Raw genomic sequence first — 19,796 nt, forward strand, 5'->3', positions numbered from 1 at the left:
CTCAGCGTCCGCGGCGCTCCGCGAGCCAGGCGTCGACGTCGGCGAGGTCCGCGGCCCTCCGGCGAGGCTCTTCCGCGAAGCGACGGCGCGCCTCCTCGGCGAGCGCGAGCGCGCGCGGCTTCGTGCCCACCAACCAGAGCGCACGCGCCAGGGTGAACGAGGCGCGCGCGTGCTCGGCAGGAGCGCCGGGGTGGGACGAGAGGATCGAGACGGCGCGCTCGAGCGGCGGGAGCGCCTCATGCGCGCGCCCGAGCTTCGACAGGCAGCGGCCGAGCCCCACGAGGATGTCGGCGAACTCGGCGTTGCGCTCGCCCAGGGCTTTTTCATGGATCGCGAGCGCGCGCCGGGAATGCGGCAGGGCCTCGGCGCAGCGCCCTTGCTCCTCGATCGCATGAGCCATCGTGCCCTCGATGAGCGCGACGTTGGGGTGCGTCGGCCCGAGCTTCGCCTCGACGATCACGAGCGATCGTTCGAGGGTCACGAGCGCCTCCTTCGGCCGGCCCTGCGCGATGAGCGCGAGGGCGACGTTCATGCGGCACATGCCGACGTCGGGGTGGCTCTCGCCGAGGGTCTTTTCGCCCATTACACACGCGCGCTCGTACAGCGGGAGCGCCTTGTCGGGCGCGCCGCTGTCGAGGTGCGCGTTGGCGAGCGCGTTTTGCGTGTAGGCGACGTCGAGGTGCGCGGGACCGAGCGCCCGCTCCTGGATCACGAGCGTCCGCGTGAGCCGGGTGATCGCGTCGTCGAAGTGCCCTTCGCGCCCGTCGAGGTCCGCGAGGAAGCGCAACGTCGTGGCGACCTGCGGGTGATCGGGGCCGAGGCTCCGCTCCTGGATCGCGAGCGCACGCTCGAAGGTCGATCGGGCCCGTGCGCGCTCGCCGCGCTCGCGCAGCACCCTGCCCGCGTCCGCGAGCGCCGCGGCCAGCTCGAAATGATCCGGGCCGAGCTCCTGCTCGCGCAACGCGATGACCCGCGCGAGATCGGCCTCCGCCTCGGCGAGCATGCCCGCCGCGTGCTTCGTGACGCCGGCCCGATGCAGCACGGCCGCCTCGAGCAGCGGCGGCGCGCCGGCGCGCTTCACCGTCGCGATGGCCAGGCGCTCCCACGAGAGCCCGGCCTGGATCTGCGCCTTTCGGCTCCCCACGACGTAAATCAGCGCGCCCATGGCACGCGCGCCGAGCGCGTCCATGCGACCCTCGACCGCGACGGCCGCGGCCTCCTCGAGCAGCCGCGCCCCCTCGTCGATGCGGCCGAGCCGATCGGTCATCTCTCCCGCGATGAGGAGCGCCTCGGCCTCGTGCCCGCGGCTCGCCTTCGCCCGCGCCCCCGCGAGGGCGGCGCGCGCCGCGTCGAGCGCATCGGCGTACTTGCCCGCGTCGCGCAGCGATCGCGCCCGCGCGAGGTCCGCGTCGAGCGCCGCGCGCGCCTCGTCCTGCAGCGGCGAGCCCTCCTCCCCGTCGAGCACCTGGGCCGCGCCGCACACGGTCACGGGCGTCAGGCCGGAGACCACTTGGAGCGCGTTTTCGATGACCTTCGCGTCGCCCGACACGAGGAGCCCTGCCGCCGCGTCCACCTCGCGCAGGCGCCGCGACAGGCATTGCATGCGTACGTCGAGCAGATGCTCGGATTGCTCGCCCCGGATCCGCGTCGCCTCGCAGGCGTCGCGGTGCATCCCGGCCCACGCGCGGCCATAGGCGGAGATCGCCTCGTCCACGCCCTCGGATGCGCGCTCGGCGAAGGGCAGCCCCGACGCGCCGAAGTGCTCACGCAAGAGCCGGCTTCGTTCGTCCTGCCAGACCGCGGCGAAATGGGCCTCGCCGCCCGTGCAGAGCTGCTCGGGCCCGGCGCGCGAGCCTCGCGAGGCCGAGACGGCCGCCGCTGCCGCGCCCGCGACAAGGAGCACGAGCGCCGCCGCGGCGCCCCGACGCAGCGTGGCCCGCGGATCCCGCGACAGATCCGCGAGCAGCGCTTCCATCGTCGGGTATCGATCCTCCGGCCGCGCGCTCATCCCGCGCAGAAGGATCTTCCGGAGCCGCGGCGGGATCCGGGACGTGCGCGGCTCACGGACGCGCCCCGCGGTCCGCGCTTCGAGCAGCGCCTCCACCGTGTCCCCCTCGAAGGGCCGCTCGCCGCTGAGCGCCTCGTAGGCCGTGGCGCAGAAGCTCCAGATGTCGGCCCGCGCGTCGATCGGCTCGCCTCGCATCTGCTCGGGGGCCATGTACGCGGGGGTCCCGACGAACGCCCTCGTCTGCGAGAGCTCGGGGAGCGGCGCGCCCGCCTCGCCCCGCGTGGCCACCTCCTCCACGAGGGAGCTCCGCGCAAGCCCGAAGTCCGTCACGCGCACGCGACCGTCGCGGCCCACGAGGACGTTGTCGGGCTTGAAGTCACGATGGACGAGCCCGGCTTCGTGCGCGGCGGCGAGCCCACGGCCCGCGTGCAAGAGCGCCCGGAGCACCTCGGGAAAGGACCGCGGGGCCTCGCGCAGCCACGCGCCGAGGGTCGTCCCCGTGACGAACTCCATCGCGATGAAGACCCGATCGTCCACCGTACCGACGTCGTAAATCGCGACCACGTTCGGGTGCGACAGCCGCGCCAGCGCCTTCGCCTCCCGCAGGAGCCGCGCCTGCATCTCCGCGGCCGATCGCCCCGACTCCCGGCGGAGGAGCTTCAGCGCCACCTTGCGATCGAGGTCCGGATCGTACGCCGCGTACACCACCCCCATCGCGCCTGCCCCGATGGGCTGCAGCGTCACGTACCGCCCGAGCTTCGTGCTCGGCCCGAGGCCCTCCTCCCCTGGCGCGTGGGCGTCGGAGCGTGACGCCGACAGGGCCGTCGAGAGAAGCAGCTCGGTCGTCTGCGCGAGCAGCACCCGACACGCCTCGCAGTCGTCCACGTGCGCCTCGATCGCGGCGCGGCGATCGGACGGCAGCGCGCGGCCGAGGAGGGCCACGATCGTGTTCTCGTCGAGGCACTCTTGCCCCTCGGCCATGCGGGGGCAATCGTGAGGGCGCTCCGCTCGCTGGGCCAAATCGATCGACGTTCTAGCAGGGTCGGTTCGGGCGGCCATCGAAGGGCCGCAGCGGTGTCACTTCAGCTTGCCGAGGAGGAACGTCCATTCGTCCTGGCCCATGGTGGTGTCCACGCCGAGGGCCTCGATCTTGGCCACCACCGGGACTCCCGCAGCCTGCGCGGCCGTAAGGACCGCGCGCGCATGGTAGGCGTGGTGGAAAAGCTCGTTCGTGTTCTTGGGGGCCTCCTGCGTCGCGAGCTGGTTGTGCACGTAGACGGGCGGATCGTCGGCGCTGAGGAGCCCGAGCATGTCGACGTCGGCGCGATAGGCCTGGATGGGCGGCGTGTCGAGCGCATCGATCGACGCCATTCCGTAAAACGACGCGAAGCGCTGCTCGAGGCCCAGGGCGGTGGCGGTCTCGACCATCGAGAGGCCGAAGTCCTTGAAGACGACCGTCTCCCATTTGATCAAATCGTACGTCGCCTGCGTGGCGTTCGCGGCGACGGCGGTCACGCGTGTCGATTGCGTGGCCACGGGGTCGATGTTGTCGACGGCCATCTCGTCGTGGAACGCGAGCCACAGGCTGGTGCCCGCGCCCGCGGATCCGCCCGAGAGCGCGACCTTGCTCGCGTCGAGGTTCAGCTCGCTCGCGTGATACCGGAGGAACTGCAATGCACGCCGGCAGTCTCCCAAGGGTTTTGCGACGCCCTCGGTATCCACGGGCTCGATCAGCCGATAATTCAGGCTCGCGAAGGCGACGCCTTGGGCGAGCACGCCCGCGATCTTCGCGTTGTAATTCTGGGCCTTGTCCCCGCCGGTGAAACCACCGCCGTGGATGAAGATCAAAAGCGGCGTGGGCCCGGCGCTCTTCGGCACGAAGATGTCGAAGCGATGGAGCGGGTCCGAGCCATAAGCGACGTCGGCGTAAAACGTCACATCGAGGCCGTCCGTGGCAATCGGCGGCGTGGAGGCCGCCGGCAAATCGAGGTCGACGAAGTACAGGCCCGGATCCGCTCCGCCCGCGCCTCCGGCACCACCCGTGCCGCCGGCGCCACCTTCTCCCGCGCCTCCGCCCACACCTCCGGCCCCGCCGGCGCCGCCTCCGCCGGTGCCCGGTGCGCCGCCCGCCGCGGCGCTGCCTCCGGAGCCGTCGCCCGGATTCTCCACGGCCTGTCCGCACGCGAGGAGCGGAACGAACACGAGCATCCAAGCAAGGGAAGTACGCATGGGGCTGCTCCTTGGGGATAGGAGAAGGTAAACGAACGTCCGTTCAGCAACGAATACGGGATTCCTTACGAGGGGGTCAACACGATTCGCCAGCGTGTTCAAGACGACGCCCTCGCCGCGCGAGCAGCTTGCGCCACGTGCCGTACATCGCGCCGCTCGCTTCGAGCCGAATTATGGATGTACTTCCATAAGTGCCAGGGGGATTGGCGCCTCCGCGGGGATCGTGTAGCCATGTTCGGGGCGATGAATCTTGCAGGCATCGACGTGAACCTCGTCGTCGCCCTCGACGCCCTTCTCCAGGAGCGCAGCGTCACGGAGGCCGCCAGGCGGATCGGGATCAGCCAGCCGGCGATGAGCCACGCGCTCGCCCGCCTCCGCGACACGCTCGGCGATCCGCTGCTCGTGCGCGTGGGGCGCGCCATGACGCTCACGCCGCGCGCCGAGGCCCTCGTGCCCCGCGCCCGGGCCGTCGTCGAGGAGCTCGAAGGGCTGCTCGCGCCGCTGCCCTCGTTCGATCCGAAGACGAGCCGGCGCACGCTCAAGCTCGGGGCCACGGACTACGTGCAGTTCGTCCTCCTGCCCGCCCTCGAAGAGATCCTCTCCGCCGAGGCGCCGAACCTCACCTTGCACATCCTGCCCATCGGCGTCCCTCCTGCGGTCGACTCGCTCTGCGAGGGCGAGATCGACGTGGCCGTGGGGCGCTTCGAGCACGAATCGTTGCCGCTCGACGTGCGCCGCGTGCCGCTCTTCCAGGACACGTTCGTCGGCGTGGCGCGCGCGGATCACCCGAAGGCGCGCGGGAAGCTCGATCTCGCCACGTACGCCGAGCTCTCGCACGTGCTCGTGTCCCCGCGCGGGAAGCCGGGCGGGATCGTGGACGGCGCGCTCGCGAAGAAAGGCCTCGTGCGGCGCGTGGCCCTCACCGTCCCCCATTTCCTGGTCGTGCCCCACATCGTGGCGACCTCGAATCACGTGACGACGATGCTCGCCCACGTCGCCGCCACGTTCACCGCGCTCCTGCCGCTCGGCACGTTCGAGCCGCCGCCCGAGCTCGATCTCGCGCCGGTCACGATGACGATGATGTGGCACGAGCGGACGCACGAGGATCCTGGCGCGCGCTGGCTGCGCGACGCGCTCGTGCGCGCGGCGCGCCCGCTCACCCAGGCGAGGGGCGGGGCGCGCGAGAAAAAGGCCCGAAGCCCGAAGGCCCCGCTCGCCCCCGAGCACGCCTCGTGACACAGTGAAACGCGTCATGAGCGACGCGAGCACGCCGGAACCGAAGGCGATTGAGGCCCCCCTCCCCGCGATCCCGTACGTCGAGGTGCCGCCCATGCCGCCCATTCCCGAGGTCGAGGTGCCAAGGCTCGTTCCGCCCGCCGGCGAGGGCCCGCGCGTCCCCGCGGCGCCGCCCATTCCCCCGCCGCCCGTGATCCCGGAGTCACCGCTCGCGCCGCGCCCCCTCGCCGCCGCGCCCCCTTCGCCCTCGGCCCCCGCCGCCGCGCCGTACGTGCCGCCCATTCCACCGGAAACGTATCCGGTCCCGGCTGCGCCCGAGGCCTACGCGGTGCCCGAGCCGCCGGCCGCATACCCCGTCCCCGCGCCGCCCGCGCCCTATCCGGTCCCTGACCCGCCCGCCTGATCGCAAGGAACCTCGCTCCGACGAACTTTCGTTGCGACACATACGAGAACATCGTTCAGCCGGGGAGAACGATGTTCTACGATGCACACGAGGACCTTCATGCCCCACCTCGTCGTGCGCAAGCCGGGCCAGATGGCCTATTCCGTGCCGCTCCCGGATGTCCTGCGCATCGGGCGGCACGAGCAAAACGAGCTCGTCCTCGATGACACCCAGGTCTCGCGGCAACACGCGACGCTGACGCGCACCGAAAAAGGCTTCGAGGTGCGTGATCTCGGCTCGCGGCACGGCACGCGGGTGAATGGCGAGCCGATCACGGCGCACGCGCTCGCCGATGGCGACCGGATCCAGATCGGCAACGTGCTGCTCGAGCTGCACGAGGAGGACGAGCGGGCGATCGTGCACCACCAGGTCACGGCCGCGGGGCCGCCGCCGCGCAAGGCCGAGGCGGATCGGCGCCTGTCCTTGCTCTTCGACGTGAGCCGCGCGATCGGGGCGATGGGCGACACCGAGGTCATGCTCGGCGAGATGCTCGAGGCGATCGTGGACGTGCTCGGCGGCGAGCGCGCGCTCGTGGGGCTCGGCGACGCGACGCGCGGGATCGTGCGGCGCTTCTGCCGGGCGCGGCGCGGCTCCTCGGCGGACGTGGTGCTGTCGCGCGCGGTGCTGGAGGCGACGCTCGGCCGGCGCGAGGCGGTGATCGTGCGCGACGCGCTGCGGGACGCGGGGCTTCAGACGATGCACCGCGAGCGCATCGTGTCGGCGATGGCCGTGCCGCTCGGCCTCTCGGCGCGGCCGGTGGGGCTGCTCTACGTCGACGATCGGCAGGAGGCGGAGCGCTTCGGGCCGGACGATCTCGCCTACCTGACGGCCCTCGGGCACCTCGTCAGCGCGGCCCTGGAGAGCGCCGAGCGCTACCAGCGGGCGGAGGCCATCGCGGAGGCGCTCACGGGGGGCGGTATCGCCGAGGAGATCATCGGCCGCAGCGGCGCGATGACGCGCCTCCGGGCGCAGATCACGAAATACGGGGCGGCGGGGCACGCGAACGTGCTCGTGCGGGGCGAGAGCGGCTCGGGCAAGGAGCTCGTGGCGCGGGCGCTGCACGAGGCGAGCGCGCGCGCGGAGAAGCCGTTCGTGACGCTGAACTGCGCCGCGATCCCGGAGACGATGCTGGAGAGCGAGCTCTTCGGCTACGAGAAGGGCGCGTTCACGGGCGCGGTCGCGAAGAAACGCGGCAAGTTCGCGCTCGCGGACGGGGGGACGTTGTTCCTCGACGAGATCGGCGATCTCGCGCTGCCGGCGCAAGCCAAGCTCCTGCGCGCGCTGCAGGAGGGCGAGATCCAGCCGCTCGGTGCGGAGCGGACGCAGAAGGTCGACGTGCGCGTCGTGAGCGCGACGCACAAGGACCTGATGAAGGAGATCGCGGAAAAGCGGTTCCGCGAAGATCTCTATTATCGGCTCGCGGTCGTCGAGATCGAGGTGCCGCCGCTGCGCGAGCGCGAGGGCGACGTCCTGCTCATCGCGACGGCGCTGATGCGCAAATCGGCCTCCGCGATGGGCAAACGAATCGAGGGTTTCTCCGAGGCGGCGCAGGCGGCGCTCCTCCGGCACGATTGGCCGGGCAACGTGCGGGAGCTGCGCAACGAGGTCGAGCGCGCGGTGATCAACGCCGACAGCGCGCTCGTGGACGCGCACGATCTCTCGCCGCGGCTCGGCGCAGCGCGGCCGAAGCCGGGGCAGCCGCGCGGCAAGAGCCTGGCCGAGCAATTCGCCGAGCTCGAACCGACGGAGAAGATGCTCGTGGAAGAGGCCATGTCCCGGGCGAAAGGCAACGTGAGCGAGGCGGCGCGGCTGCTCGGGATCACGCGCATCATGATGAAGCGGCGCGTGGATCGGCTGATGGGCGAATCCGGGAAGGACGAGGAGTGAGCGGCGCGGCGATGATCGTTTGATCGATCGAATCGATCAAACGATCATCGTCCTCAACGACGATTGCCACGCGGCCGCGGGCGAGCGAGAGTGAGAGCCTTGGCATGCGCCGTGCTCCGAGCCGGCGCCGGGCCGATGGCCCCTTTGAACTGGAGAACGTACACGTATGAAACACGGCGCGCACAGGATCCTCCCCTCGATGGCCCTCGCGGCGCTCCTCGTGAGCGGCTGTGCCGGCGGCGCAGCCAAACCCGTGGTCGCGCCGACCGCGGCAGCGCCGACCGCGGCCAAAACGCGCGGCGCAGAGCCAGCGACCTTGCGCGGCCCGGACGCGGGCTGTCAGGTCGACAACTGCGACCCCAAGAATTCGGCCGAGCACTGACCGCCCCGGCGGCGCGTCAGGGCCCGAGCTGCGGCGCGAGCGCCTCCACGCACGAGCGCTCCCAGGCGAACACGGGCTTGCACGTGGCGAGGCTCTGCCGCGCCCGATCGAGTTTGCCCGCCGCCTGATACGCGAGTGTCTTGTCGAAGGCCGTTTCGCATCCGTCCTTTTCGCTCGGCGGCTCGATCCACGCGAGCGCCGCCGCAGGATCGACGAACGAATACGCGCTCGCCAGGGTCCTCGCGCCCCCGGTCTGCGCACGGAAGCTCGCCTCGATTCGATCGAGCCGCCGCGCGAGATCCTCGGCCGGCGCCTCGCGCTTTTGCGACGCGATCCGCACGAGGCCCCGGATCGCCGCCGCCTCGGCCCACGCGTCGCCCTTGCTCGCCGACGCATTGACCATTTCGCGCCGAAATGCCTCCACCGCCGCGTCGGTTTTTCCGAGCCGGAGGAGCGTCACCCCGCGGAACAAATGCGCGCCCCGCACGGGCGGCATCCCTGCGCGCCGGCCGAGCGCGCGCGGCCCGAGCCGCTGCTCTTCCTCCTGGAACGCGACGAGCCGCGCGCTCGCGTGATCGGCGATCGGGAGCCTGTCGCCCTGCAAGGCGAGCGTCACGAGGTAGCGGAGCGCGCGGCCGGAGACGGCCCGATCGAGCTCGAGGCTCTCCTCGAGCAAGCGCATGGCCTCCTCGTCCCGGCACCGCCGATCCTCCAGCCGGGCGAGCGCGATCCGCGCCTCCGCCGACGTGGGAAACACCCGCAAGGCGAGCGTACACGCCTCCAGCGCCTGCTCGAAGGCCCGATCCGTCCGTCGCTCCGCGAGCTCGGTCGCGCCGCGTGCGATGCGACAGCGCGTCTCGTGCGCGAGCCCATCGGAAGGCGCGAGGGAGAGGGCCAGGCCGAGCTCGTCGAGCGCGCGCGCCATGCGCGTCGCGTCCGTCCCGGGCCCGGCGCCTTGCCAGGCGAGGTGCGCGCGGGCCACGATCGCCGGGACGTACGCGGGATCGGCGGCGATCGCCTCGTCGAGCAGCGCGAGGCCCCGATCGAAATGCTCGGGCTTCGGCGCCGGCCCGATCATCGCCTCGTACGCGAGGAACTTTTCCCGCGCCGTGGCGACGTTCGTCCCTCGCAAGGCACGGCGTCGCCGCTCGAACGCGCGCGCCGAGTGCCGCGCCTCGTCGAGCGCGCGCTGGCGCAGCTCCGCGAGGGCGGCGCGCGGATCGGCCTCGACGTCGTCGATCTCGATGGGCTCTCCCGACGCCGCGCCCGCCTCCGCGCCGAGCGGCTCGATCTGCGCGGAGAGCCGGATCCGCGTCCCGACTCGCTGCACGCTCCCGCGCATCCAGAAGGTCACGCCCGCATTCCGCGCGGCGGCCGGATCTGGGTTCGTCGTCTCGACGAGCCGCACCTCTTTCATGGCGCGCATCACGCCGCGGAGGGCCTCCGGCGCGCTCTTCGCGAGGCCTTCCCACGCGGGATCGCCCGTGAGGTTCTCGAACGGAAGCACCACGATCGCCGCCCGCTCATCCTCGGTCGGTGCGGCCGCGGCGCTCGGCGGAGGTGCCGTCACCGTCCGGTCGAATGTGCTCCGGCGCAAAAGGAAAACGCCTGCGACGACGACGAGCACCACCGCCGCGGCCGCGATCACGCCGCGCCTGCGGCCTCCCAAAAGATTGATTCGTTCGGCGGGAGCCGGCGGCGGCGCGGCCCCGTCGGATACCCCGCGCAGCGTGCTGCGGGTCTCCGGGCCTCCGCGGCGCGCGCGGGCGAGGGCCGCCGCGAGCTCGCCCGCGGACGCGAATCGATCCTCGGGCCGCTTTTCCAGGGCCTTGACGAGCGCGGCCTCGACGGCCTTTCGTGTCCCGTCCGGCAAGCCCGCCACCGCGAGCGGCGGCGGGGCCGCGCGCAGGATCGAGGTGGTCACGGCGTCCGACGAATCCGCGGCGAACGGCGATTTCCCGGTGAGCAATTCAAAGCCGATGATCCCGAGCGTGAACACGTCCGAGCGCACGTCGAGCGGCTCGGCGCGCATTTGCTCCGGCGACATGTACGCGGGCGTCCCCGCCCCGCCGAAGGCCGTCGATACGCCGTTTTCGGGGCCCCGCGCGAGCCCGAAATCGGCCACGACGCACCGATCGTCCCGCCGCAGCAGCACGTTCTCGGGCTTGAGATCGCGGTGGACGATCCCCTTTTCGTGCGCGGCGGCCACGCCGTCCGTCACCTGCTGGAGCAGATCGAGCGCCCGGGCGGGCTCGATCGGGCCGGCGGCGACGAGCTCGCGCAGCGTCGATCCCTCGACGAGCTCCATCGTGAGAAAGAGAAGCCCCTCGTCCTCGGCGAGATCGAAGACGCGGCAGACGTTCGGGTGCGTGATCTTGCGGGCGAGCTTCACCTCGGCGCGGAAACGCGCGAGTGTCTTCGGCTCGTCGAGCCGCTCGGGGAGCACCATCTTGAGGGCGACGTCCTCGTCGAGCTCGCGATCGTGGGCGCGATACACGGCCCCCATCCCGCCCGCGCCGAGCCGCCCCCGGATCTCGTAACGCCCCGCGAGCACGCGTCCGGACGAAAGGAGCTCCCTGGACGGCACACGGATGACCTCCGGGGCTTCGGGCGCCGTGGGGTTGCTCGTTGGGCTCGTCATGGATCGACCGATTCTACCCGATCGATCAGGCGATCGATCGGTCGATCGTTCGATCGACGGGGCGGTTCGAACGTCCCCGGGGCCCGCGCGGGGCATCTCCCTCGAAAAACCCACGATTTCCGCTCGATTCGAGGCTGGCACGGTTCAGGCAATGGCTCGCGGCGAACGACGAGCCACCCCGCCCGACGAACGGCGCGGAGGCAACGGCTCCCTGGAGGTCTTTCGCCATGTTCTCGACGACGCGTCTCTTCCGCTGCTCGCTCCGCACGCTGCTCCTCGCCGCCCCGCTCGCGCTCTCGGCCCTGCCGCTCGCCGGCTGCGCCGCCGGGCCCGACGCCGAGGACGAGGCCTTCTCTGGCGAGGATTCGCAGGCCCTCGCGACGGAGACCTGCAATGGCATCGACGACGACGGAGACGACCGGATCGACGAGGACGGTATCTGCGATTGCCAGACGTACGTGCACGGCGGCCACGAGTACCGCGTCTGCCAGAACCAGCTCGATCACGCGACGGCGCAGGCGATGTGCGAGGGGCGCGGCTACGGCCTCGCCCGCGTCGAGGGCCTCGCCGAGAACGATTTCTTGCAGCCGTTCGCCGTGGGCACGCAAGGGTTCTGGATCGATCTGAACGACCGGGTCTTCGAGGGCGATTACCGCTGGTCGAACGGCTTCTCCGCGTCGTTTTTGAACTGGTCGACGTACGAGCCCAACAATGCCGGCAACGAGGATTGCGGCATGATGTGGGACACCGGCAAGTGGAACGACCTCAACTGCGGCTGGACGAACAAGACATTCTGCGAGCTCCAGGATCCCGTCGGCTGGGTCGAGCTCGTCAATGCGACGAACCCCTCGGGGACGCGCATCGAAAGGACGGCCGCGGGGACGGGCGGCGCGCGTTCGTCGGGGAACATCGGCGCGGGCGATGGATTCGTGCAGTTCTCGCCGGGCGACGTCACGTGGAAGAAGGCCGCGGGCCTCGGCGTGGGGAACACGGGCACGAGCCGAAGCGACATCGAGTTCGGCATGTACTTCACGCACGACGCGAGCGGCGCGCCGGAGCTTCGTGTCCAGGAGGGCCCGTGGGACAAGGGCAGCTTCGGGACGTACGCGGCCGATGACGTCTTCCGCGTCGAGGTCGTCTCCGGCAAGGTGCGATATCTCCGCAATGGACTCCCCTTCTACACGAGCGCGACGGCGCCCACGGCGGGCATGCTCCTCGACACGAGCCTCGAAGGGGCCGGCGCGTTCCTCGCCGACGCGCGCGTCCACGGCTGCGTGACGAACGAGATCGGCTGCGTGAAGCCCGGGTTCTGGGACGACGTGGTGTACGCGCTGGCGCGCGAAAACAACCTGCGTCGCGTCGGCAACGCGGTCGCAGGCGCCATCTCCCGCAAATCGATCCCGCTCGGATCGGATGGCTACGTGGAGTTCTCGACCGGCGAGGTCACCACGAAAAAGGCCGCCGGCCTCGGCGCCGGCAACGCGAACGCGAGCCGCAACGACATCGAGTATGGCATCTACCTGACCCACGACGGCAGCGGAAACCCGCTGATCCGCGTCCAGGAGGGCCCGTGGGACAAGGGCAGCTTCGGGACGTACGCCGCGAACGACGTTTTCCGTGTCGAGGTCCTTTCCGGCAAGGTGCGTTATCTCCGCAATGGCGTGCCGTTCTACACGAGCCTGACCGCGCCGAACGCGGATCTGCGGCTCGACACGAGCCTCGAAGACCCCGGCGCCACGGTCACGAACGCGGCGCTCGAGACGTGCAAGCCGGGCAACGTGGCGTGCATCGACCCTGGCCCCTGGGACGACGTCCGGTACGTCTTCGCCACGGACGGCGAGTTCGAGAGCGTGTGGGGCACGAGCGCCATTGGCGGGGCCATCTCGCGCGCGTCGATCCCGTTCGGCGCGGACGGTTATGCGGAGTTCACCGTGCTCGACGTCACCACGAAAAAAGCGGCCGGCCTCGGGACGGGCAACACGAACGAGAGCCGGAACGACATCGAGTATGGCATTTACCTGACGCACGACGCGAGCGGCGCGCCGCTGATCCGCGTCCAGGAAGGCCCGTGGGACAAGGGCAGCTTCGGGACGTACGCCGCGGGCGACGTCTTCCGCGTCGAGGTCCTCTCCGGCGAGGTGCGTTATCTCCGCAATGGCGTGCCCTTCTACACGAGCCGGACCGCGCCGACCACGGATCTGCGCCTCGACACAAGCCTCGAAACCATCGGCGCCGTCCTCGTGGACACGAAGGTCGTGACGTGCGGGCTCAATGACGCAAAGTGCATCCATCCGGGCTTCTGGGACGACGTCCGATACGTCTTCGCCACGGACGGCGCGCTCGAAAGCGTGGCCGGGACGAGCGCCGTCGGCGGAGCGGTATCGCGGCAGGGGATCGCGCTCGGGCAGAATGGCTACGCCGAGTTCTCCGCAGCAGAGGTATCCGCAAAGAAGGCCGCCGGCCTCGGGACGGGCAACTCCAACGAGAGCCGGAGCGACATCGAATACGGCATTTACTTGACCCACGACGCGAGCGGCGCGCCGCTCGTCCGGATCCAGGAGGGCCCGTGGGACAAGGGCGCCTTCGGGACATACACGGAGAACGACATCTTCCGCGTCGAGGTCTCAGGCAACACCGTGCGTTACCGGCGCAATGGGACCGTCTTCTACACGAGCCAGACGCCCCGCAGCACGGCCCTCGCCCTCGACACGAGCCTGGAGAACATCGGCGCCCTCCTCGACGGAATGGCCATCGTGATCACGCCCTGAAGCACAGCCGCGAGGTGGATCGATCAAGGGATCGATCCACCTGCATCATCCGATCGATCGACCGATCGATCCATCCCCCGCCCCGAACCCACCCGCAGCGCCCCCCGCGCGAAAACCACGCAGAATTTCAGCACATTCGAGCCGCTCGCCTCCCCTGGCACGCCGCCTGCTTTGACCTCGCCCCGAACAAGGCGCCTCGCACCGGCGCCCGAGAGAGGTCAAACCCCCATGCTTCGCTCCACGTCGCTCCTCGGTCTCGTCTTCGTCACGCTCTCCGCCCTCTTCACCACCGGCTGTCTTGCCGAGTCGAGCGAGCCCGCGGATCTCATCTGGTACGACGACGAATTCAACACCTGTTTCACCACAGGCAAGGACGGAAAGCCCGTCGAAGTGCCCTGCGACGACACCATGTACGCGCCCATCGAGACGCAATCGATCCCGCCAGACCTCGGCTGCACGACGCCGGACGACTGCGACAAGTCCGCCGGCGACCCGAACGGTTGAGGTCTCAGCGGGAGGCCGCCGCGCCGGGGCGCTGCCCCGGGCCCCGCGGGGGCTGTTCGCCCCTCGACCCGAACCAGGGCCAGCCCTGGACCTCCGGGCATCGACTGCGCGAAGCGCAGTCGATGCGGGGAAAGATTTTCAAGCTGTCCGCCCCCTCTTTGCAGGGCCAGCCCTGGACCCTTTGGGGACGAACTGCGCAATGCGCAGTTCTTCCCACAGGCCGGTGGGACCGCGTTGCCAATTGAGCCGTCAGCACTGCGGTCTCGGTTGTCAGGGTCGCCCGCTGGTCTTGCCCCGGCTGTTCGATGAACTGCGCATCGCGCAGTTCATCGACCCTCAGTCCAGCGCGGGCGCTGGTCCGGGTCCCGGGGCGGACAGCCCCGGGTGGGGCCTGGGGCAAAGCCCCAGCGCAGCGCTTCCCGATGAAACAAATGCTCAGCGCGAGAGCAGCGATTCGATCCTCGCCACGCAGCGCTTCTCCCATTGCTCGGTTGCGCTGCAACTGGCGAGCGCTTCCCGCGCGAGCTTCGTCTTCCCGGCCGCGCGATACACGAGGCCTCGCCAGATCGCGTCCTCGCATGAGCCCCTTGCCGAGAGGCGCCCGAGCCATTCGACGGCTGCCTCGGGATCGACCCAGAGGTATGCGCCGACCATGGTCTTTGCGACCGACGGATCCGACGGGATCTTTGCGCGCATTTCCGCCTCGATCTCGGTGAGCCTGCGCCGATGCTCTGGCAGGACGGCTTTTCCCCGCGCCTTGCCCACGCGCAAGAGCCCGCGGATCGCCGCGGCTTCCGCCCACGCGCTGCCAGAGAATGCCTCGACGTCGGTGATTTCCTGCTCGAAGGCTCGCTCGGCCTCGTCGAGCCGCCCGATGCGGAGCAGGACCACGCCGCGCCGGAAATACACGCCCATCTGCTCGGACGGAATGCCTGCACGCCGCGTGATCGATCGGACGCCGAGCCGCCGCTCCTCCTCGTGGAATGCGATCAGCTCCTCGGACTTTTTCTCGGCGACGAGCGTGCGATCGTTTGCGAGTGCGAGGCTCACGGAATACTTGAGCACGCGCCCCGACAGGCTTCGATCTTGCTCGAGGACCCGCTCCAGCGAGAGCACGGCTGCTTCGTCGAGGCATTCGCGGTCCTGGAGACGCGCGAGCGACAGGTACACGTCCGCGAGCGCCGGGGCGACCCCGAGTGCTGCCTCGCAGGCGGCCTTCGCGCGCTCGATCGCCGCGTCGGTGGGTTTGTCGCCGCCCACTTCGATCGCGACTTGCAAGAGCCGACAGCGCGCGACGAGCGCCATCGGGTCCTGCGGCTTTTTCGCGAGTGCGAGGTCGATTCCGAGATTCGCGTCGGCCAAACGTGAGGCCGGCGTCCCCTCCCCTGCGCCCATCGAGCGCAGCAGCGCCCGCTCGACGAGGGCGGGGACGTACCCTGGATCGGCGGCGATCGCGGCGTCGAGCAGGCGCAGCCCCTCGGAAAAATGCTCTTTGCGAGGCCCGGGGCCCACCATCTTGTAATAAGTGAGCAGGCTTTTTTTCGCGGCCTCGTTCGTCGTGCCGAGCGTCGCGCGGCGGCGCTTGCCCCAGTGGCGCACGACGAGCCTCGCCTCGTCGAGCACGCGGCTCCGCAGGGTCCCGAGCGATCGCGCGACGTCGGCCTCCACGGCGGCGATCTCGACGGGCTCGCCCGGCAATGCTTCTTTTTCGTCGCCCACGGGATCGAGCTGCGCGGAGAGCCGCAGCGTGTCCCCCACGCGCTGCACGCTGCCGCGCACCCAGAACGCGACGCCCGCCGCCCTCGCCGCGTCTCGATTCGCCGGGGCGACGTCCGAGAGCCGCACCTCCGGCATCGTGCGGAGCCCCGCTCGCACGACCTCGGGCGCGCTGAGGGACAAACCATTCCACGCCGCGTCCCCCGTGAGGTTTTCGAAGGGGAGGACGACGAGCTCTGCGCGCTCGTCCACCTCCGAGGGCGACGCCGCGCTCGATGCGGGTCGCGGCTCGGGCGCCTCGTCGTCCTCTTTCGAAAATGGCCTCCAATGGCGAAGGTCCCCGCGCGGGAGCTGCGCCAGGAGAAAGAGGCCGAGGAAAAGCAGCGGCGGGACGAGGGCGAGCTTCCACCATTGAAATGTGATTGGCACGGGCGAGGCCTCGGGCTCGGACAAACCTCGCAGCGTGCTCCGGGCCGGCGTCGCGTCTCGCGCCCGCGCGAGCGCGGCGGCGAGCTCGCCCGCTGAGGCGAATCGACGGTCCGGCTCCTTGGCGAGCGCGCGCGAGAGGACCTCGCGAAGGCCCTGGAGCACGGGTTCCGCGAGGCCGGGGACGTCGACGAGCGGAGGGTCGCCGCGCAGGATTGCGGTCGAGATCGTCCCGGGCGAGCCCTGGCCGAAGGGCGATCGCCCGGCGACGAGCTCATATCCCAGGATGCCCAGGGCAAACACGTCGCTCCGGATGTCGAGTGCCTCGCCCTTGAGCTGCTCGGGCGACATGTACGCGGGCGTGCCCATCGCGCCCGCCGCCGTGATCGCGGCGCCGATCCCCGGCTCGCGTGCGAGGCCGAAGTCGGCGACGAGGCAACGCCCATCCCGCCGGACGAGCACGTTCTCGGGCTTGAGATCACGATGCACGACGCCGCGCTCGTGGGCCGCGGCGACGCCGTCCGTGATTTGCTGGAACATATCGAGCGCGCGCGCGGGGGCGAGCGGCCCGGCCGCGAGCAGGTGCCGGAGCGTGCTTCCCTCGACGAGCTCCATCGTGAGAAACGTGAGCGCCTCGGATTCGCCGAGGTCGAAGACACGGCAGACGTTCGGGTGCGTGATCTTGCGGGCGATCTTGACCTCGTCGCGAAACCGCGCGAGCGCCGCGGGATCGCCGACGCGCTCGGGCAAGATGACCTTGAGGGCGACGTCCTCGTCGAGCGCGCGATCGTGCACGCGCCACACCGCGCCCATGCCGCCTGCGCCGAGGCGCGCGGTGACCTCGTATCGCCCGGCCACGATCTGGCCCACGCGGAGCACCTCGCGGGACGCCGCGGAGATGACCTCCGGCGCGTCGGGCGCCGTGGGCAACCCGGAGAGAACGGGCTTCACCATGGGGAGAGCGTACCCAATCCAGCGTCGGAGGTGGAAACGACCGACGCGTTCACGCCGCCTCGCCCCCGTGGGATCCGCCCTCGATGATCTCTCCGTCGCAGGGGAGCTGGGCGGAGTCGCGCGAAGCGTCACGTCCGCGGGCGCGCGGACCGAGCAACGAATGCCTGAATCTCGTCTGTGGCTCGTCGATAGCCGCCGGTCGCGCGAAGCGACGTCTGCGCACGCTTCGCCGCCTCACCAAAGCGCGGCTCCGCCAGGATGGTCTCCAGCGCGCCGCGCAGCTCCGCTGCGGTGACGCGCTTCCCTGCCATGTGCCCGCGAAGAACGAGGCCCGCTCCCTTGGCCGCCACGTTGAGCGCGGTCATGAGCTGCTCGTATTGCTGCGGGATCAGAATCAGCGGGACGCCATGGTACAGCCCCTCGAGGACACTGTTCATCCCGCCATGCGTGATGAAGACGGCCGCGTGTCGAAGCACGTCGATCTGCGGGACGACGTCTCGAACGATGAAGTTCGGCGGGCTCTCTCCGAGCGCCTGAAGATCGGCTCCTTTGCCCACGGAGACGATGAACTGCGCTTTGATTTCAGCGAACGCCTCGAAACACTGGTGCCAGAAATCGGTGCTCCCTCGATGGAGGGTGCCGAGGGAAATATAAATGAACGGTCCTGCCCCTGAAGCGTCGAAGGGGAGATCGCCGCGGGGCGCCTCCGGGTCGATCGTCGGGCCGACGAAATGAAAGGTCTCGTCGATGAGCGCGTTGTCCGGCTGCAAGTCTCGCGGGACGAACACGATGTTCGTCCCACCGCGCATGGGCAACGTGGGCTTTGGGGGATACAGGGATTGGCCGAAGCGACGAACCACGCGAGAGCGGGCCGATACCACGCCCGGGATGCTCGGCAGGATCGGTCGCAACATGTGGATCCACTCGCGCAGGGTCAGTCGCGGGAACTGCGCGGGGTTGGGGATGAACGTCGTCATCAACGAGACCATCGGCAGGTTCAGCTTGGTCGCCGCCATGCGCCCCCACAGCGCATTCGAATCGAACGCGACCACGTCCGGCTGCTTTTGGGGTAGCTCATCGAGCAGGAAGGGCAGCAGCGACTCGGTCGCCTGGAGGATCACGCGCACCACGCGGGTGAGGTCGCCGCTCTGGATCGCCTCTGCAATGTCTTTCGAGGCCAACGTCCCGCCGGGATAGGCCTGAAACGTCGCGCCGATCCGCTCGATCTGCGGCCGGAATTCCTCGGCCACGTAATAGATGACTTGCTCGCCGCGACGAACCAGCTCCTGCACGACGGGCAGGGTCGGGTTGACGTGCCCATGGGCCGGCATTCCGACGAAAACGATCTTGCTCATCCTCGAGCTCCTTGCAAACACACGCCGTGACGAGCTCATCGTACCATACAAACGTCGACGCGGCGCCGAGCAGGATGCCAGCGCTCGGAGCCAGCGCGGAGGGCTTGCCGCGGGGGGTCTGCCCGGCGCCATCCCCCTCGGGCGAGGGCTCGAACGCTTGGCTCACGCGGCAGAAATGCTGCAATCGATCGAGGAGGCGGGATGTCGCGAGGAGAGGAGAACTCGCCCCGCGCGGAGCGCGCGTGATGGCTCAATCCGTGCCATAGCGGCGGGGAGCGGAAGACTCACGGAAGCCTCTCCGAGAGCCACCTTTCCCCCTGCCCCGTATCGACCCCGAAGCGCCCGAGCCCCGGAAAAACCACGAGAGACATGGTGTCGCGGAAGATCCGCCTCCGCTCGGCGCGATCCAGCGCGCCGAGGCCGGAGAGCGCCTCCTGTGCCGGGTGCTCCGCCCAGGAAGAGAAGAGCTCCTCGGATATCGTGCCGGCGAGCATCGCCGGGAGCGAGGGGCCCACGACATCCCGGGCGCCGCGCTCGTACTCGGCCGCGAGGTGCGCCCACCCGAGCCGCGCGTGGTCGACCTCGTCGCGAAGGATGTGCTGCATGGTGTCGCGCACCAGCGAATCGGTCGCACGCGCGACGAGCTCGCCGAGCAGCGCCGCGCTCAACGTCTCCGTGACGCACGACATCGCGACGACCTCGTAGCAAAGCCGCTCGCGCGGACCGAGCCCGCCGGGCGTGACCACGCGCGCAGCGGGCACGGGCCCGAGCTCGAAGGGCAAACCCCCGAGCTCGCGCACGAGCGCCGCACATTGCTGCGCGTGGCGCCGCTCGTCCTCGGCCGCCTCGCGGGCCATCGTGACCACGGGAGCCACGGCGTCGCACGCCGCGAGCTCGCGCGCGAGCCGCTCGAACCGCGCGGACGCTTCGAGCTCGGCGCGCGCGCGATGCCGCCAGATCTGCGCCGCGGCTTCACGCGCCATCGCGGCACCGACGTCAGCCACCGCAGCAACCCGCCCCGGCATTGCCCGCCTCGCAGAATCCAGCGCAGCACGGCTCCGAATTGAGGCAGTTATCGGCCCAGCAGCACGGGCAGCCGCAAGCATCGGACGGGTTGCCCGGGGGCGGCGAGCATTCGAGGCTGCTCGCGCCGCCCGTGCCGCCGCTGCCCGACGTCGCGCCTTCGCCGCCCGCGCCGCCGCTGCCCGACGTCGCGCCCGCGCCGCCTTCGCCGCCGCCGGACGTCGC

The 19,796-nt window shown here is 70.4% G+C and carries 12 protein-coding genes and 1 pseudogene; 6 read left to right on the top strand and 7 right to left on the bottom strand.

Translation table 11 applies throughout. The annotated features are described in order from the left end of the window. Nucleotide 1 precedes the first annotated feature (1 nt). Both QHF85_RS38000 and QHF85_RS38005 read right to left on the bottom strand, forming a co-directional pair. Nucleotides 2–2,989 (bottom strand): serine/threonine-protein kinase, encoded by a 2,988-nt coding sequence (locus QHF85_RS38000; RefSeq protein ID WP_281332319.1) that lies wholly within the window; start codon nucleotides 2,987–2,989, stop codon nucleotides 2–4. 96 nt (nucleotides 2,990–3,085) lie between these two features. Next, the gene (locus tag QHF85_RS38005; protein WP_281332320.1) at nucleotides 3,086–4,237 is read right to left on the bottom strand and encodes an alpha/beta hydrolase; all 1,152 of its coding nucleotides are present in this window, start codon (nucleotides 4,235–4,237) and stop codon (nucleotides 3,086–3,088) included. 243 nt (nucleotides 4,238–4,480) lie between these two features. Between QHF85_RS38005 and QHF85_RS38010 the strand changes: the two genes are divergently transcribed. From QHF85_RS38010 to QHF85_RS38025, 4 genes are all read left to right on the top strand, one after another. Continuing rightward, nucleotides 4,481–5,473: a LysR family transcriptional regulator gene (locus tag QHF85_RS38010; RefSeq protein WP_281332321.1), complete on the top strand. Its 993-nt coding sequence runs from the start codon at nucleotides 4,481–4,483 to the stop codon at nucleotides 5,471–5,473. Between the two features lie 16 nt (nucleotides 5,474–5,489). Further along, nucleotides 5,490–5,876, top strand: coding sequence for a hypothetical protein (locus QHF85_RS38015; RefSeq protein ID WP_281332322.1), 387 nt, complete (start codon nucleotides 5,490–5,492; stop codon nucleotides 5,874–5,876). An 81-nt stretch (nucleotides 5,877–5,957) separates the two neighbouring features. Further along, nucleotides 5,958–7,802 (top strand): sigma 54-interacting transcriptional regulator, encoded by a 1,845-nt coding sequence (locus tag QHF85_RS38020; RefSeq protein ID WP_281332323.1) that lies wholly within the window; start codon nucleotides 5,958–5,960, stop codon nucleotides 7,800–7,802. Between the two features lie 166 nt (nucleotides 7,803–7,968). Beyond that, the gene (locus tag QHF85_RS38025; RefSeq protein ID WP_281332324.1) at nucleotides 7,969–8,184 is read left to right on the top strand and encodes a hypothetical protein; all 216 of its coding nucleotides are present in this window, start codon (nucleotides 7,969–7,971) and stop codon (nucleotides 8,182–8,184) included. Between the two features lie 16 nt (nucleotides 8,185–8,200). Here QHF85_RS38025 and QHF85_RS38030 read toward each other — a convergent pair whose 3' ends face one another. Next, the gene (locus QHF85_RS38030; RefSeq protein WP_281332325.1) at nucleotides 8,201–10,825 is read right to left on the bottom strand and encodes a serine/threonine-protein kinase; all 2,625 of its coding nucleotides are present in this window, start codon (nucleotides 10,823–10,825) and stop codon (nucleotides 8,201–8,203) included. Between the two features lie 227 nt (nucleotides 10,826–11,052). Here QHF85_RS38030 and QHF85_RS38035 point away from each other — a divergent pair, with 227 nt between their 5' ends. Together QHF85_RS38035 and QHF85_RS38040 are read left to right on the top strand one after the other, a co-directional pair. Beyond that, entirely contained in the window at nucleotides 11,053–13,593 is a 2,541-nt protein-coding gene (locus QHF85_RS38035; RefSeq protein ID WP_281332326.1) for a C-type lectin domain-containing protein, read from the top strand. A gap of 228 nt (nucleotides 13,594–13,821) precedes the next feature. Next, the gene (locus QHF85_RS38040; protein WP_281332327.1) at nucleotides 13,822–14,097 is read left to right on the top strand and encodes a hypothetical protein; all 276 of its coding nucleotides are present in this window, start codon (nucleotides 13,822–13,824) and stop codon (nucleotides 14,095–14,097) included. 435 nt (nucleotides 14,098–14,532) lie between these two features. Here the strand turns inward: QHF85_RS38040 and QHF85_RS38045 are convergent, their stop codons facing one another. The 4 genes and pseudogenes from QHF85_RS38045 to QHF85_RS38060 form a co-directional block, all read right to left on the bottom strand. Further along, the gene (locus tag QHF85_RS38045) at nucleotides 14,533–17,193 is read right to left on the bottom strand and encodes a serine/threonine-protein kinase (RefSeq protein ID WP_281332328.1); all 2,661 of its coding nucleotides are present in this window, start codon (nucleotides 17,191–17,193) and stop codon (nucleotides 14,533–14,535) included. Between the two features lie 128 nt (nucleotides 17,194–17,321). Next, nucleotides 17,322–18,548, bottom strand: coding sequence for a macrolide family glycosyltransferase (locus QHF85_RS38050; protein ID WP_281332329.1), 1,227 nt, complete (start codon nucleotides 18,546–18,548; stop codon nucleotides 17,322–17,324). 284 nt (nucleotides 18,549–18,832) lie between these two features. Beyond that, nucleotides 18,833–19,552, bottom strand: coding sequence for a ferritin-like domain-containing protein (locus QHF85_RS38055; protein WP_281332330.1), 720 nt, complete (start codon nucleotides 19,550–19,552; stop codon nucleotides 18,833–18,835). Further along, nucleotides 19,545–19,796: pseudogene (locus tag QHF85_RS38060) on the bottom strand (hypothetical protein); the annotation flags it as partial. The pseudogene QHF85_RS38060 and the gene QHF85_RS38055, both read right to left, overlap by 8 nt.

This window comes from Polyangium sp. 6x1 (assembly GCF_029946515.1).
Taxonomy (GTDB): domain Bacteria; phylum Myxococcota_A; class Polyangia; order Polyangiales; family Polyangiaceae; genus Polyangium.

Coding starts and splice junctions, on each gene's coding strand:
- QHF85_RS38005 (WP_281332320.1), bottom strand. CDS start 4,237: ATGCGTACTTCCCTTGCTTGGATGCTCGTGTTCGTTCCGCTCCTCGCG.
- QHF85_RS38010 (WP_281332321.1), top strand. CDS start 4,481: ATGAATCTTGCAGGCATCGACGTGAACCTCGTCGTCGCCCTCGACGCC.
- QHF85_RS38020 (WP_281332323.1), top strand. CDS start 5,958: ATGCACACGAGGACCTTCATGCCCCACCTCGTCGTGCGCAAGCCGGGC.
- QHF85_RS38045 (WP_281332328.1), bottom strand. CDS start 17,193: ATGGTGAAGCCCGTTCTCTCCGGGTTGCCCACGGCGCCCGACGCGCCG.
- QHF85_RS38040 (WP_281332327.1), top strand. CDS start 13,822: ATGCTTCGCTCCACGTCGCTCCTCGGTCTCGTCTTCGTCACGCTCTCC.
- QHF85_RS38015 (WP_281332322.1), top strand. CDS start 5,490: ATGAGCGACGCGAGCACGCCGGAACCGAAGGCGATTGAGGCCCCCCTC.
- QHF85_RS38030 (WP_281332325.1), bottom strand. CDS start 10,825: ATGACGAGCCCAACGAGCAACCCCACGGCGCCCGAAGCCCCGGAGGTC.
- QHF85_RS38035 (WP_281332326.1), top strand. CDS start 11,053: ATGTTCTCGACGACGCGTCTCTTCCGCTGCTCGCTCCGCACGCTGCTC.
- QHF85_RS38025 (WP_281332324.1), top strand. CDS start 7,969: ATGAAACACGGCGCGCACAGGATCCTCCCCTCGATGGCCCTCGCGGCG.
- QHF85_RS38050 (WP_281332329.1), bottom strand. CDS start 18,548: ATGAGCAAGATCGTTTTCGTCGGAATGCCGGCCCATGGGCACGTCAAC.
- QHF85_RS38000 (WP_281332319.1), bottom strand. CDS start 2,989: ATGGCCGAGGGGCAAGAGTGCCTCGACGAGAACACGATCGTGGCCCTC.